Annotated in this window: 8 protein-coding genes and 4 pseudogenes; 5 read left to right on the top strand and 7 right to left on the bottom strand. The window is 56.8% G+C overall.

The features are described 5' to 3' along the window. The first annotated feature begins 34 nt into the window (after window positions 1–34). Window positions 35–900 (top strand): annotated as a pseudogene (locus J2Y56_RS09575) (patatin-like phospholipase family protein). Between the two features lie 364 nt (window positions 901–1264). Here J2Y56_RS09575 and J2Y56_RS09580 read toward each other — a convergent pair. Beyond that, window positions 1265–3160, bottom strand: coding sequence for a sigma-54-dependent Fis family transcriptional regulator (locus J2Y56_RS09580; protein WP_310349876.1), 1896 nt, complete (start codon window positions 3158–3160; stop codon window positions 1265–1267). Window positions 3161–3405: 245 nt separating this feature from the next. On the opposite strand from J2Y56_RS09580, the gene J2Y56_RS09585 reads away from it, so the two are divergent. Then, entirely contained in the window at window positions 3406–5229 is a 1824-nt protein-coding gene (locus tag J2Y56_RS09585; protein WP_310349878.1) for an NAD(P)/FAD-dependent oxidoreductase, read from the top strand. Window positions 5230–5348: 119 nt separating this feature from the next. Here J2Y56_RS09585 and metC read toward each other — a convergent pair. The 3 genes and pseudogenes from metC to J2Y56_RS09600 all read right to left on the bottom strand — a co-directional run. Beyond that, window positions 5349–7319: pseudogene (metC, locus tag J2Y56_RS09590) on the bottom strand (cystathionine beta-lyase); the annotation flags it as partial. Between the two features lie 637 nt (window positions 7320–7956). Then, window positions 7957–8586, bottom strand: a complete 630-nt coding sequence (locus J2Y56_RS09595) for a hypothetical protein (RefSeq protein WP_310349879.1) — start codon at window positions 8584–8586, stop codon at window positions 7957–7959. Window positions 8587–8870: 284 nt separating this feature from the next. Then, window positions 8871–9038 (bottom strand): annotated as a pseudogene (locus tag J2Y56_RS09600) (transposase); the annotation flags it as partial. A gap of 97 nt (window positions 9039–9135) precedes the next feature. On the opposite strand from J2Y56_RS09600, the gene J2Y56_RS09605 reads away from it, so the two are divergent. Beyond that, window positions 9136–9297, top strand: a complete 162-nt coding sequence (locus J2Y56_RS09605) for a type II toxin-antitoxin system CcdA family antitoxin (protein WP_007945125.1) — start codon at window positions 9136–9138, stop codon at window positions 9295–9297. A 361-nt stretch (window positions 9298–9658) separates the two neighbouring features. On the opposite strand, the gene J2Y56_RS09610 is transcribed toward J2Y56_RS09605, so the two are convergent. Beyond that, window positions 9659–9937, bottom strand: coding sequence for a terminase small subunit (locus J2Y56_RS09610; RefSeq protein WP_007945124.1), 279 nt, complete (start codon window positions 9935–9937; stop codon window positions 9659–9661). A 101-nt stretch (window positions 9938–10038) separates the two neighbouring features. Here J2Y56_RS09610 and J2Y56_RS09615 point away from each other — a divergent pair, with 101 nt between their 5' ends. Next, window positions 10039–10383 (top strand): hypothetical protein, encoded by a 345-nt coding sequence (locus tag J2Y56_RS09615; RefSeq protein WP_007945122.1) that lies wholly within the window; start codon window positions 10039–10041, stop codon window positions 10381–10383. A 642-nt stretch (window positions 10384–11025) separates the two neighbouring features. Here J2Y56_RS09615 and J2Y56_RS09620 read toward each other — a convergent pair. Then, the gene (locus J2Y56_RS09620) at window positions 11026–11463 is read right to left on the bottom strand and encodes a hypothetical protein (protein WP_238543935.1); all 438 of its coding nucleotides are present in this window, start codon (window positions 11461–11463) and stop codon (window positions 11026–11028) included. 262 nt (window positions 11464–11725) lie between these two features. Then, a complete protein-coding gene (locus J2Y56_RS09625; protein ID WP_310349881.1) occupies window positions 11726–14599 on the bottom strand; it encodes a diguanylate cyclase in 2874 nt (957 codons plus the stop codon). Between the two features lie 356 nt (window positions 14600–14955). Here J2Y56_RS09625 and J2Y56_RS09630 point away from each other — a divergent pair. Further along, window positions 14956–15210, top strand: a pseudogene (locus J2Y56_RS09630) (patatin-like phospholipase family protein); the annotation flags it as partial. Window positions 15211–15312: the final 102 nt, after the last annotated feature.

Genomic DNA, 15312 nt, shown 5'->3' on the forward strand with positions numbered 1-15312 from the left:
TGATTCGATACATTTCTGCACCGAGACTTCGCGCATGGCGACCAAGACCGCAATCGTATTCGCTGGCGGTGGCAGCTTGGGTGCTGTCCAGGTAGGCATGTTGCGAGCCTTGGTCGAGGCTAATGTTCGATTCGACGTGGTGGTGGGTGCTTCGGTGGGCGCCATCAATGGTGCCTACTTTGCCGCAAGGCCCGATTTGGAAGGTGTCGAGGCGCTAGCCAGTTTTTGGTGTGGTCTGCGTAAAACGGACATCTTTCCATTGTCCTGGCTCGATACCTGTAGAGGACTGATCAAAGGACGTGGGTTTCTGTTGCAGCCGGCGGCTTTGAACAGACTGCTAGGACAAGCTCTACCTATCCACCGCATTGAGGATGCGACGTTACCCCTGCACATCGTCACCACCGACCTGCTGAGCGGTGCCAAGACCGTTCCGTCCAGTGGCGAACTCCGACAGGCATTGCTGGCCAGCGCGGCCATCCCGTTGGTGTTCCCCTGCGTAAAAATTTCCGATCAATTCCTGATTGACGGTAGCGTGGCAAGCAATACACCTATTTCAACTGCCGTAGCCCTCGGCGCCACCAACGTAGTGGTGGTTCCTACAGGAGTGAGTTGCGCCCTACCACAACCGCCCCGAGGCTTGATCGCCTAGCCCTACATACCGTCAACCTGATGAGCATGCGCCAGTTGGTAAGTGACATCGAACACTTCCGCAATCTCATCAGTCTGCACATCGTCCCGCACTTGTGCCCTGTGGAAGTCTCGGTGTTCAACTTTGACCAGACCGAGTCTTTGCTGCAGCGCGCCTATACGCAGACCCTCCGGTGGCTGGAGCGTGGGGGGCTCGAACGCACCAAGGTACCCGGAACCCTGACCATCCATTCACATGCCCATGAGCATTGAGTGATGGCTCAATGCGTGCGGCGCTTAATCGCCAGGGGCACTTCGGATGGGCAGGCCGTACCACTGATGTCCGTCCAGAAGGACGTCATCGGTACCTCCATCAGGAACACCTAAAGCTTAGCCGGGCCCAGTTGGCCCGAAGTAGCGACTTTAGGAAACTGGCGGGGCGCTTTATCAGCTACCAGCGAGACAAGATTGCCTTCGCTAAATCCCATATGAAGGCCACATATGTGTCATACGGAGCTGGCATCGTGTCGTACACGAACACATGGTTGCTTCTAGCATTAGCGCCCTCTCCTGCCCGACCTCTATCGCCTCAATCCAAGTCCGCAGAGGCAGGAAACGCGACGATATCATTCTGCATTCACCCGGGTCGTGAAATTCCGTGATGACGCAGTTTGCGATAGAGCGTATTGCGGCTGATCCCCAGGCGGGCGGCAACATGGGCGATATGCCAGTGTTCCGCCTCAATCAACGTTAGCAGCGTCTGCCGTTCGGATACGCCAAGCGGATTTTCGACCAGCGCGGCTGTCGCTGGCGCTGCTGGCAGCAACTCCGCCAAGTCGTCCAGAGTGACACGCCCCTCCAACGCCAACGCTACCAGTGTGCGCAGACACGTACGCAGCTGCCGGACGTTGCCCGGCCAAGGCTGCGTCAGCAAGCGCTCTCTGACGCCCGCCTCCAGCCGAATCCTTGTACCTTTTGTCTCTTCGCGTAGCAGAAGGTCGAGCAAACTGCCCTTGTCTGATCGTTCGCGCAGCGGCGGGAGCTGCACGGCGAACCCGGCAATGCGATAAAACAGATCCTCGCGAAAACGCCCTTCGGCTACACAGGCGTGCAGATCCTGGTGGCTGGCACTGATGAGGCGTACGTCGAGCGGACGTGCCGTCGCGCCGCCTAGCGGCACCACCTGACGTTCCTCCAGCACACGCAGCAGGCGAGTCTGTAACGCCAGTGGCATATCGGCGATCTCATCGAGAAATAGAATGCCGCCATGGGCCTGCTCCAGCTTACCGATCATCCCGTCCTTGCGTGCGCCGGTGAAGCTGCCGCCGCGATAACCGAACAGCTCGCTCTCGATCAGCGTTTCTGGAATAGCCGCGCAATTGATCGCCACAAATGGCTGGCTCGCTCTGGAGCTGGCGCGATGCAGCGCTGCTGCAAAAGCTTCTTTGCCGGTACCGGTTTCGCCCTGTAAAAACACCGGAACGTCACGCTCCAAAACACGCAATGCGCGAGCAAAGCCGCGTTGAAGGCGCGGGTCTTCCAGACACACGTGCACGTCGTTAATTTTGGGGATTGTAGGAGTGACTAAAGGCACCTGGCGTAAGGGTTCTCGCAACTGTCCGTAGAGCAGACGCCCGTCCACCAGCCGCATTGGCCAACAGACACTCGGCTGAGAACTGGCCTGACTCATCACCTGATCGATAGGTGTTTCCAGCAGCATCGTCAGAGATTGCCCAACCACCTGGTCACGGCTCAGGCCCAGCAGATCCAGCGCAGCATCATTGACTGAACAGATACGGGCACTCTCGTCGAAACTGAGCAGACCTTCACCCAGCAGCCCAACGAAGCCAGCCTCAGGGTGGAAGCGCAGTAAGTATCGCTGCGGATCATGCCCCAGGAAAAAACAACTCTCGATCAACTTGGCTGACAGGTTGGTCAGCGCCATGGCCTGGAAGTTTTGCTGAAGACTCTGTTCCTCTCGCATAGAAGAGAAGTTGAGCACGGCAAGCAACTCTCCGCTCGCATCAAATATCGGGCTCGCTGAACAGGTCAAGCCGACGTGCTTGCCACGGAAATGCTCATCACGACGGATGGTTACGTGCTGGCGCTCGACCAAGCACGTGCCGACACCATTGGTGCCCTCGTAATCCTCGCTCCATACCGAGCCTAGCCACAGCCCGGAACGCTGGAACTCGGCTCGCTCGGATTCGTTAAACACACTGTCGATCGCCACACCGCGAGCATCGGTGAGAAGCACCACGTGGCCGTCACGCCCGAGCTGTTGGTGCAAACTGCTCATCTGCCAGTGCGCCACGGCAATGATGTGTTCCAGTGGCGCGCGGTGATCCTGCAAGCGTGGTTGTTCAACCACATTAGGCGCGCGGCGGCTGGCGGGATCGAGCTGATACTGATCCAGGCACCGGCGCCAGGATCGTGTGATGGCCAGGTCAGCAGTAGGGCTGTGGCTGGCAATAGTGCCCTGCACGGCTTGCAGCACTTGTTGTGCATGGGCGTTGATCAAGGCCGGCTTCATTATTCTTGTTCTCCGCTACGGTCAGGACACGGGTCTGTTCGCAGCTTATATGAAAAGACTGCAACGAGCGCTCTTTGCGCCGCGTGACACTCTGTCATCCGCCATTCTCAGAATCGTGACATAGATCCGAGTCAAAGCCTGAGCAGTACTGCGGCAGCCGCTCTGCAACGGGGCTTTCATGAAGATGGCCCGGGCCTTGCTCTAAGGCAAATTGTTACAAAAACAACAAGATCGGGAGAGGCTCCATGAACATCGCTATCGAAACACCTCTGCAAACGCCAACTGCTCAGCTCGCGGCCTGGGTCGAAAACCTCAACGAGTGTCTCGTCCAGCGTGATTTGGACGGTGCGCTGGAATTGTTTACCGAAGAGTGTCACTGGCGTGACCTGCTACTTTTCAGCTGGAACATAGTGACCTTGGAAGGCAAGCCTGCCATCCGAGACATGCTCGAAACACGCCTCGACCATACTCGTCCTGAGCGATGGAAACTGGAAGGTGAGGCGACGCTGAGTAACGGTGTACTCGAAGGTTGGATCAGTCTGGAAACCGGTGCGTCGCGAGGTAAAGGCTACGTGCGTCTGAAGGAAGGCCTGTGCTGGACGCTGCTGACGACCATGCGCGAGCTCAAAGGCTTTGAAGAACCCAAGGGCCGGCGTCGTCCAATGGGTGCCAATCATGGCCACGCCCATGCCGATAAACGCAACTGGCTGGAACGCCGTCGTGACGAAGAAGCTTCGCTAGGCATTACCACCCAACCTTACTGCCTGATCGTGGGCGGCGGCCAGGGTGGGCTGGGGCTCGCTGCGCGGCTCAAGCGAATGGGCGTGCCAACCCTGATCGTCGACAAGGCTGAGCGTCCTGGCGATCAGTGGCGCGGTCGCTACAAGTCGCTGTGCCTGCACGACCCTGTCTGGTACGACCATATGCCTTACCTACCCTTCCCCGATCACTGGCCAGTCTTCACCCCAAAAGACCAGATTGGCGACTGGCTAGAAATGTACACCAAAGTCATGGAACTCAATTATTGGCCGCGTACAGAATGCGTGAGCGCCAGCTTTGACGAGCAAAGTGGCACTTGGAAGGTTGAAGTACGGCGCGATGGCGAGCGTGTGACTTTACAGCCTACCCAGTTGATCCTTGCCACCGGCATGTCTGGCGTACCCAATGTTCCTAGTTATCCGGGTGCCGAGGTTTTCAATGGTCAGCAGCACCATTCCAGCCGCCATCCCGGCGGAGACGCCTGGAGCGGCAAGCGCGCGGTGGTCATCGGTGCGAACAATTCGGCTCACGATATCTGTGCCGACTTGGTGGAGAACGGCGCCGAGGTGACCATGGTGCAACGCTCCAGCACCCACATCGTGCGTTCCGACAGTTTAATGGATCTCGTCTTCGGTGGGCTCTACTCTGAAGACGCCCTGGAGACGGGTTTGACCACAGACAAGGCAGACATGCTGTTCGCCTCGATCCCCTACAAGGTTATGCCAAGCTTTCATCAACCCATCTTTGACGCGATCAAGGAGCGTGATAAGGACTTTTACGAGCGCTTGGCCAAGGCCGGCTTCATGCTCGATTTCGGTGACGACGAGTCTGGCCTTTTCATGAAGTATGTACGCCGTGGTTCTGGTTACTACATCGACGTCGGCGCCTCCGAACTGATCGCTAACGGCACGATCAAGCTCAAGAGCGCACCTGGCCTTGGCGTTGAGCGTATCGAAGCCGATGCCCTCGTACTCAACGATGGCAGCCGACTACCGGCAGACCTGATCGTCTACGCCACGGGCTATGGCTCAATGAATGGTTGGGCGGCGAAGCTGATTTCCCAGGAAGTAGCTGACAAGGTCGGCCGCTGCTGGGGCTTGGGTTCTGGAACCACGAATGATCCTGGCCCGTACGAAGGCGAACTGCGGAACATGTGGAAGCCAACACAGCAGGAAAACCTCTGGTTCCACGGTGGCAACCTGCATCAGTCACGGCATTATTCGCTGTATCTGGCGCTGCAGTTGAAAGCGCGCTTCGAAGGCATCGACACCTCCGTCTACGCACTTGCCGAGAGTCACCACACTGGCTGAGTCAAATGGCGCCCAGCCGTGGCTGGGCGCCGCTCCACAATGCCCCGGACGCAGCCTATGGATAAACCGTCTACGTAGATTGCCGCTGATATCTACTTTCAGCAGCTTTCCTTCGTCGGTTACCCTAAAGCCCGAAATCCGTGCTGCAGATCTTCAATCAACGCGGCGACATCTTCCAGCCCGATGTGCAAACGCAACACCGGGTTTAATGAGCGATCAGCCGCACTGTTACGGTCTTGGGTATCGGCCACGGTAATCAGACTTTCAAAACCGCCCCAGGAAGCGCCTAACCCGAACAGCTGCAGCGCATCAATGAAACGCTCGATATACACGGTGTCCGTCTCGTTCAACTCAAAGGACAGCAAGCCATTGCTGCCAGTGAAATCCCGCCTCCATAAGGCATGATCGGGATGATCGGGTAAGGCCGGATGGAACACCCGTTTCACCTGCGGTTGCGCTTGCAACCAATGTGCGATTTCCAGAGCCTGACGTTCATGCACCTCCAGTCGAGGCGCCAGCGTTCGAGCGCCGCGCAGTACCAGATAGGCGTCGTCGGGGCTGACGGTTGCTCCAAAGTTGTCGCTCATGGCCGCGAGTGCCGGCCACACTTCTTCGCGGGTGCAGACACTGCCCATGACCACATCGCTGTGGCCGCTCAGGTACTTGGTCAGCGCCATGATCGAGATGTCTGCGCCGAGCGTCAGCGGTCGGCACAGGTAACCCGAGCCCCAGGTGTTGTCGACGGCCAGCAGGATACCTAGCGGTTTGCACAGGGCAGCAATGGCCGGCAAGTCGCACAGTTCATACAACAATGAGCCTGGCACTTCTGTGTAGACCATTTTGCTGTTGGCTTGCAGTCGAGCCTCCAAGTCACGCCCGTCCGGGGCGAAATAGCTGACCTGAATACCGAAGGGCTGAAGAAAATCCCGGGCCAGGCGCCGCACAGGCGCGTATACCGCGTCGGTGATCAACACATGATCGCCCGGCCGCAGGTAAGCGAGAAACGTCTGCGCGATCGCTGCCAACCCGGTACCGAACAAGCGAGTGCGATAACCACCTTCCAGCTCGGTGACCAAGTCTTCGAGGGCGAACGCCGTCGGGTTGCCGCGGGCACCATAACTGAGCACACGCTAATGATCACGCCGGGCGCGAGCGTCACGCATTTGCGCCAGGTTGTCGAACAGCACGGTGCTTAAGCGAGTGACCGGCACATTGACTAAGCGGCCGCCGGCCCCCTGAGCCCGCGCCGAATGCACCAGACGCGTACGCACCCTCGTATCCGGACGCGCTTGAGGTCGCAATGGGTTGAGACTTGCGATTTCGTCGTCGCTCATTTGCGCCAGCAAACCGATTTCCCATGCAAGGTATTGACGCGCCGCATTCTTGTTGCCGGAGTGGCGGTCATGGGTAAAGAACAGAAAATCAATGCATTGATCGTTGGATGGAGTGTCCGGGCTTTCCTGCACGGCGAAACCCGCTGCACGCCAGGCACCGAGCCCGCCGCCCAACAGCCGCACCTGAGCGCGCTGGTCTTCGGGCAACTCCTGTGTGGCGAACGTGGCCAGTTGCGCATCATCGGCCAACAACACCAGCGGTCGCTGCTCACCCGCCACGTGTTGCGCGAGCAACGAGCGGATCGACCAGCGCGAACCCGCAATATGGCCCTTGCGATAGGTCATGCTCGGACGCAGATCGATCAGCGCGACGGCCTCATCTTTGAGTGCATCAGACAGTGCCTGCGCCGTGATCGATGGCAGCGCCTCGTGGCCGATCACCTCGCCTGCAGGTAACGCCAGACCGCTGCTCACGCCACCCTCCAGCACATACACCTCATGCCCCAACTGGCGTAGCCAACTCGCGACAATTGGCGCACGCACACCATCGCTGTCGATCAGTACCAGCCGCGCCTTGCGCACGCCCACATACAGGTCAGTAGATTGAATCAACTGGCCGCCCGGTGTGTGTTGCGCGCCCGGCAAGCTTGCGGCGGCAAACTCTTCGACGGTGCGCACGTCGCACAAAAACAGACTGCGCCCGGCGTCTATTGCCCACTGCTCGACCTGTGCAGCCGTTACCGTTTTCACGCCCGCGCTACAGCTTCCAAGGTCAAAGAAGGGTGCTTGAGCATCCCGCTAATTGTCTTACTTCGCATGATGCCGTGTGTTACGCGCTGTTTGATTCGCCCGCTGTTCGACGGGCGCGACCGTCAAATTGGGAGGGAAGCTATTCAACTATTGTTGAGTATGCAGAGCAGCTTGGCGTCACAAACGTGAGATGGCATCAGTCAATCTCTCGCCCTCATTGTACGGAAATCACTGCGGCACACGCGATAGACTAAAGCGGAATGACGCCGTTGCCCCCCCTTGAATGACCGGCGTCAATCCCCCCCAAAGCAGCATGGTGGGAATGCCTCAGCGTGTGGCTTTCGTTCCTGCCTTGCACCTTTACTCACTGGATCTACACTGACTATAAGACGGCTGAAGGATCAGCGAATAGTTTTGCCCGCACATGCGGGGTTTTTACTTCTTGATTTCGCCCTTCCCAATCCCCCCCTGTAGCCGCCAACACAGAACTGACCCACGTACTGACGCAAGACTGCCCCGCCCCAAGTCGGCACAAATCCCGCACAGACAATGGTTCGCGAGGAGTCAGACTGGATCAGTGACATCTCGGCGACTGGTTCAATTCGGCGTCGGCGCCAACAGCCACCCTTGCCTTTGTCTCCCCTTAGAAATGTTCCGCACGGATGGCCATTGCGTACTGCTTGCCGGCCAGCTCCCAGGACATGATGCGCACATCACCCACGCCCATCGTGTCCTGCTCAACGAAAGAGGTCGTTGCCGTGCTGCCGGTGTCAGCCAATACCGACTGTTGGAATCGAATAGTGGTGTGCATCTTACGGCGCGCACCGTCGATTTTCGTCTCTTCCACGTCCAGGATGTAGCCAACCTTCGTTTCAGTCGGCACTGCTTCCAAGCTTTTCCCCGCCGCGACAGCTTGATCTCTTGCGACCCCTTCCATCACCACCAGTGGGAAATGCTCGCCTTCAACAACCAATACAGAGGCGGGATTGCCCTGCACCTTGAACTTGCCATTTCCGGCTATGGCTTTCGTAACCGAGTCCAATTGCGTCTTCCTCTTCAGGCTCAACTGCCGCCCAAGCTGGTGCATTGCTGCATTGTCCAGCTTATGGTCAACCTCCAGCAGGGCAAAGCGGTACTCACTTGTTGGGATGCCCGGATCAATCGAACGCGTCGGCTTGGGATCGGTACTACCGGTAGCGAACACAGAAGAAGCTGCCACAGCTGCAAAGGCAGCAAAGGCAGCAAAGCTGACGCTCAGAACTTTCAATATCATGGCGCGACTCCTGGTCATTCGATTGGTTGTTTGTTTTTGTCGGTCAATCTGGCCATGCCTGGCACCGGGCACTCGGTGAAATCAGGTTCGTCTCCCAGCTCTGCGAGTAGGATTGCAGCATCGAGACTTGCCACGTACTCCCCCCGCCCCGCAGGGGGGATGGATGGCAATACCAACCCATAGCAAGTCTCCTTGTTGCCTTCAGATGCTGGCGGGTCGCCCTGTCATTTTGGCAGAGAAATCGCATTGCGGATTTGCCGAGCGCCGAAAATGACCATGAGTACCGTTGGCACTACGACAACTGATAACAACTGCATAAATAAACCCATGGCGGCAATGTCAGTGTCGATCAGATCATTGAGCAGACTGGTTTGATCCGGGCTTAATTGCTCGCTGCGCTTGGCAAACTTGAAGCGCTTGAGCTGCGCAATCTCGTGGGTCAGCTTTTCGATAGAAACTCAAGCCGTACTGGGTCTGATTGACCGTCTGAAAAATTGTGTTTTAACTTAAGCTTTGGCTTGGTAATGCGGCTGAAATGGAGGAAATACCATGCACACTCAAGAGGAAACTATATTAGAGCAGGCGCTGGCGGAGACCCAGACGAAGAAGCAGTGTGAGCAATGGCTGGCAGAGAACAGCGAAGCAATAAATGCCTACAACGAACACGTTGAAGCTCACGGAGTGTTCAGCGACGACGTACGGAGATTCTGATGCCTTAGTTCGCACGAGTATTAAATCGAACTGAAGGGCGAATCGATGCGCAGACGCGCAACGAAATGAGCGGCGGCAGAGACTTCAGACTAACAATGCAACCTCGCGTCGCTGCGCTCCGACTGTCTGGCCGGATCCCTGACGTTCCAATTTCTGAGAGTGGCCAACCTGCTGGTGCAGATTTACGCCATCGAACTCCAGGGTATTTTCTGGTGCTACTCGGTCAGCCAGTATCAAAGCCACGACTAGAATTACAAAGCCGAGTATCACGGGGAACGATCCGCGCCAAAATACGATACGTCTGCGGCGTTGGTGAGCATTCATTTTGCAGACCCCTTTCAGCCTTATGACTGACATCTGGCTAATATTGCTTAGCTTGCCTCTCATTCGCTCGCCAAATGTAGCTACTGCCACCGATGATTGCCAGCCCACGAGCAGGTGCGCGGTGATCCCCCCCCCGACCTGAGCGCCCCTGCATCCTCTCGGCGACTGCCGGCTGAATGTTAAGTTTTGCTAAGTTATGCGCCGCGATGACTCTTGCCGTCTTCGGGCTGCCCCCCGCACGGATAGCGGCTTGCGTGGAGTTCAGGTCAATCAGGTACTCATCGACGAAGCGCAGCTGTTTTGCTGTCATCACCATAGGGATTCCTTGAGACTTTGGTGTCTCTCTTGGGCAGTGCTTGAAATGGTGGTTGGATGCAGGTATTGCTATTGGGTATCCCCAGCGCAAGGAGCGAGTCGATGATAAGGGCACAAGGTGAAGTTAAAATTTATGTAATGGAACAAGACGACTTCGTTTTGGACGACGTGTTGTTTCAATTCAATGAAGGGGCGCGGGCTGTCTACACAGGGTTAAATTACACCTTTGATTTATTTCACAAGCCTGGCTGGCTAGGGCTCCAACTGCCAGCGCTGGCAAACTGGTTCAGCGCCTACATGATTGAACTTTCATTTCCCAACGGTAGCGAAAGCCATCACATTTTCACAATTGAGAGAAACACCAGTGTCCCGGTTGAGGACAATGGGTGGTTTTGGTATCCGGTCAAGCCTATACGTGCCTCGGTTCTACCCAGAATAGCGTCCTAATGCGTTGCAGCTCTTCAGCGAAACCCAGCACAGCAATGGCTGCACCCGCCCATCGTGGTTTTTACTCGGTCATTGCCGAGTGTGTAGACGCTGACGCCTAATTGACCCACATGCCGACGCAAGGCTGCCCTACCCAGGTAGGCAGAAACCCAGCATAGGCAATGGTTCGCGAGGAATAAGACTGGGGCAGTGACATCTCGGCCACTGGGTCAATTCGGCGTCAGCACCAACGGGCGCCCTCAAAGTCAGCTACCAATGCGATCAAACGGTCGATTTTTACCGTGTTGAACCGCCCTGCTTTCGACCTGTGTGCCAACGTTGTGGGCGACACGCAAATAGCCTAGGCGATAACTTCACCATCAACCTGAAGACGGGGCGCTATCTGATCAAGGAACGCAAAAGGTAGTCCATGCCGAACGATGTCATGAAGTCATCGTGCCTCGTGAAGGCAATCCCAAGTCTGTCCAAATATCTCCAAGGATGGGCGGGCTTGGTTGGTTTTCATTGATTGAGAACAGCATGTTCACCTCCCTGAAAAACCTAAGGCTAAGCCGGGCCAATGGGCCCGAACCAGCGACATCTCCATTGCCCGCTGCGTAGGTCTATTAGCCACGGGAAGACGTGATATCGATGGGGAGCTAATCATCCTGGCCTGTGAGCCTGTGTAACTCCCACGAATTGATATGCGCCACTTTGCTCCTTGAGCCTTTCCATCTCGCGAGCCTCCTTCCGAGTCGTGGTTACGGTTACCAACACATGGCACCGCTGCTCCAGGAAGGACTGCCTACCAGCTTCAGTTTTCAAATCGTAGCCAGGAGTTGGGGAATGGAAAAACAAGTGCTTCGCGAGTATCGACTGCTTGCTCATGACGTCATTCGGGTTGCTCCAATCTCCTCCTTCCTTGAGCTTGAGTCGAGACTGCTTGGATTGCCTGTGCTGTACAAGCCGCTTGCGCAGATTGCCACTGATACCTACCTTCAGCAGCCCGCCTTCAGCAGTCACGATCTCATAGAGACCGGGTGCCGGTGGCACTGTGATTTCGATCTCTGAAAATCTAATTTTGAAACTCTGCTCAATCACCTGGAAACTTCCATTCGGGCCTTTCTGACTTAATCAAAGCACTGTGTTGAGGCGATGGACATTTATCGCATTTCATGTCGCAGATCATTGAGCACCAGCGACAGACTCACGCGACATCGCAATGCCTTTACCGCCAATCCCGAGTCAGTCGTCGCATAACTCAGGATTTTTGCGACATGTGAGAAGTTTTTCTCCTCGACTGCACGCTTGCCCAACACCAGCCATTAGAAATGGCTGGTGTTCCTCAACAGGCGTTCTGTTTTCAGACCTGGACGTCAACAGGGGATGGCTGTGCCGGCGCGGCAAACACCGCCACCGCGTTCCTGCCGCCCTTCTTGGCGCGGTACATGGCTTCGTCGCCAAAGTGCAGCAGGTCGCGCATATTGTCCGCCTGGTCGGGGTACATCACCACGCCGATACTCGACGAAATATCCAGTTCTACGCCGTCATCCATGACAAAGGGCAGCTCAAGGACGCAACGGATTTTCTCCGCGACCAGCACGGCCTCTTCTGTCGTGCGGGCATCAGGCAGGAGGATGACAAACTCATCGCCGCCGACACGTGCGGCGGTATCGGAGGTGCGCAGTACCGAACCCATACGTGAGGCGACCTGCTTCAATAGCCAGTCGCCGGCGGCATGCCCGTGCTGATCATTGACCGCCTTGAACTTGTCCAGATCCACAAAGAGCAGTGACAGTTTACGTTGTTCCCGTTGCGCCAGAGCGAGCAGCTGAGCCAGCCGGTCTTCCAGCATGCGGCGGTTGGGCAAACCGGTCAGTTGGTCGAAGAACGCCATTTTCCGGATGGAGTCCTCGGCGGCCTTACGCCGGGTGATGTCCCGGGAACTGCCGACAATGTGAGTCGGTCGGGAGGCGCTGTCCAGCATGATATTGGCGACCGTCTCGACTTGGACAAGATGGCCATCCTTATTTCGGACTTCCAGCTCATGTTCGATCAAACAGGCCGTCAGGTCGCCTTCGCCAATACGTCGGACATGCTCCTTGACCGTATCGCTCCACCTGCGTAACTCCTGCGCAGACATCAGCTCCTCGGGTGGCTGGCCGGCGAATTCTTCCGGCGTCCAGCCGTACAGCCATACAATCGAGGGACTCATATAGCTATAGGTCAAGTCCGGAAATTGCATCACCCAGATCGCATCGTTGCTGTTTTCTGCCATCAAGCGATACAGGGCCTGGCTTTCCTGCAAGGCCTCGGCTAGGCGCGCGCGCTCGATGACCATCTGCGCGAGTCGGGCATAGTCCGCCAGCAAAACGAGATCCTCGGCATCCGGGGCGGCGGGTTCACGCTGATACATATTGAAGACACCGAGCACCTTGCCCTCATTGCTTTTGATCGGCTGTGACCAAACCGCACGCAGCCCGAGACCGAGGATCATGTCACGAAGAACGGCAACATGAGGCGCGGCCCAATAGGGATGGGTAGCAATATCCTCAACAATGACGGTCTCCCCACGGTGAACAGCCGTCGCACCAGACCCGCTCCTATCCTCGATCAGTAACCGCGCCGTGGCTCTCAACCACGCCTCAGGCAAATTGGGTGCGGCACAGCCGACCAGCTCCCTGCCATTGTCAGCCACCAGTGACACGGAGCCCAGTACACCGGGACGATAGTCATCGATGATGCGCAGCATGGTGTTCAGCACCTCAGGCAACGAGGCATTCTGGCCCAATTGCTCCAGCACCTGGTTGTTCAACCACAGGGCGTGGTTGTGTGCCGCCAGTGCCTTTTCGGCGGCTTCACGGGCAACGGATTGCTTATGCAACTCGGTCACATCGGTCGAAACGCCGATCAGGGTGGGCGGTTGGCCCGGCAACTGCATCGGCACCTTGATCGAGGATAAGTGAACGGTTTGGCCATTGGGCATCGTGACGACTTCCATGCCGATGTGCTTTTTGCCCGAGGTGATCACCTCGCGATCCATCTCATGAAATCTATCGGCGGTTTCCTTCGGCAGGAATTCGCGCTCCAGACGACCGATGAGCTGGTCAGCGGGCATGGCAAAGTAGGCAGCAGCCTTGGCGTTGATGTAGAGGAGGCGCCCCTCGAGGGTCTTGAAATAAACATTGGCATCAATGCTGTCGAGAACCAGATCCAGTAACCTACGCTGCTGGTGATTCCGACGGAAAAACCCCAGTAGCAGCCACTGCAGGACAGCCATGCCGGCAAATGCCAGCACCGAGAAAGCCACCTGGAGGCGCCAGTTAAACAGGTACTCGTCCTTACTCGCCGCGACCATTTGCAGCCATTGATGGTCGCGCTGCGGGGCTAACACGGCAATTCGCTCCAGGCCGTCGATGGGGGATCGGTAAAACTTCACCTCCACCCCGTACCGGGTGTCCTCGAACAATGGGGGGCTGATGACCTTATGCCCCTGGACGACTGAAGTCCCTGCATGTGCATAGCGATACAGCCATTCATGCGTGCGTTGATCAATAAACCCTAGGATGCCGTCCTGGCCCAGATCGAACCCCCGTGCGGCATCGATATTCAGCAAAGCCGACATGCTGTGCAGACTGGTAAAGCCGACAACAGTGCCGAGCAACTGCCCGTCCGCCGACCTGATCATCCGGAACAGCGTAATCCCCCCGCCACCCAGTTCGAGGGCATTCGGACGCGGAGCAAAAAAGGTGGCGAACTCGGCCCCACCCGCCAGGGCCGCCTGATAATTGGGCAAGTCCTTGAAGGAGCGCTTCGCCAACACACCCGGCAACAAGACCGACTCCAGTGGCACGTCAGCGTCAAGGGCAACGATATTGCCAGCTGCGTCGAGGATGACTACAGCATCCAACCATTCACTTTTTACTTCCTTTGCCAACAGCGCATGCAGGAGTGGGGCATTCCAGCGGTCACCCACGGCCTGCACGGCCTCACCGACCGACGAGAGCTGGTAGTTCAGCGTGGTTTCGAGCAGGTCAAAGCTGCGCCGATGCATCGACGACACGTTTTTCAGGCTCTGCACCACCCCTGCTTCGATCCAGTTGTGCTCCAGGTACAGGTACCCCCCCGCACAGGCGCCCTGAACCAGCAGCACGAATATCAGCAGGCCACGTTTAGCGGCCAGGTTGGAGAAAAACGTCCCCATGAAAGATTGCAGTCGCGCAACAGCACCACTCATATAACCATCCAAGAAAATCCTGACCAAGGCACGAGTACATAAGTCTCTTGCATGATGAGCACAATAAGAATCCAGACATGTTGACCTGGATCAGTCTTCGCCCTAATAGAGCCGGTTTCTTGAGAGTAAAAAATACGCTACTAATCAGATGGATATTTCGGATTGCGTACCCTCGAGCATCATGCCCAATGCGTCCTCATGAGCTGTAGACGCTGACGCCGAATTGACCCACGTGCCGACGCAAGGCTGCCCTACCCTTGGTAGGCAGAAATCCAGCATAGGCAATGGTTCGCGAGGAATAAGACTGGGGCAGTGACATCTCGGCCACTGGGTCAATTCGGCGTCAGCACCAACACTTAGCCCTACATACCGTCAACCTGATGAGCATGCGCCAGTTGGTAAGTGACATCGAACACTTCCGCACTCTCACCAGCCTGCACATCGTCCCGCCTTTGTGCCCTGTGGATGTCTCGGTGTTCAACTTTGACCAGACCGAGTCTTTGCTGCAGCGCGCATATGAGCAGACCCTTCGGTGGCTGGAACATGGGGGGCTCGAACGCACCAATGTACCTGGTGCCCTGACAATCCATTCACATGCCCATGAGCATTGAGTGAAGGCTCTATTCGAGCTGCGCTTAATCGCCAGGGTCACTTCGGATGGGCAGGCCGTACCACTGATGTTCGTTCAGAAGGACTTCATATGCACCTCTATC

The sequence above is a fragment of the Pseudomonas sp. BE134 genome (genome assembly GCF_031456105.1).
Classification (GTDB): domain Bacteria; phylum Pseudomonadota; class Gammaproteobacteria; order Pseudomonadales; family Pseudomonadaceae; genus Aquipseudomonas.

Excerpts from the sequence above, each read along its gene's own strand:
- J2Y56_RS09615 (WP_007945122.1), top strand. The coding sequence starts at position 10,039 with ATGATAAGGGCACAAGGTGAAGTTAAAATTTATGTAATGGAACAAGAC.
- J2Y56_RS09580 (WP_310349876.1), bottom strand. The coding sequence starts at position 3,160 with ATGAAGCCGGCCTTGATCAACGCCCATGCACAACAAGTGCTGCAAGCC.
- J2Y56_RS09605 (WP_007945125.1), top strand. The coding sequence starts at position 9,136 with ATGCACACTCAAGAGGAAACTATATTAGAGCAGGCGCTGGCGGAGACC.
- J2Y56_RS09585 (WP_310349878.1), top strand. The coding sequence starts at position 3,406 with ATGAACATCGCTATCGAAACACCTCTGCAAACGCCAACTGCTCAGCTC.
- J2Y56_RS09610 (WP_007945124.1), bottom strand. The coding sequence starts at position 9,937 with ATGGTGATGACAGCAAAACAGCTGCGCTTCGTCGATGAGTACCTGATT.
- J2Y56_RS09595 (WP_310349879.1), bottom strand. The coding sequence starts at position 8,586 with ATGATATTGAAAGTTCTGAGCGTCAGCTTTGCTGCCTTTGCTGCCTTT.
- J2Y56_RS09625 (WP_310349881.1), bottom strand. The coding sequence starts at position 14,599 with ATGAGTGGTGCTGTTGCGCGACTGCAATCTTTCATGGGGACGTTTTTC.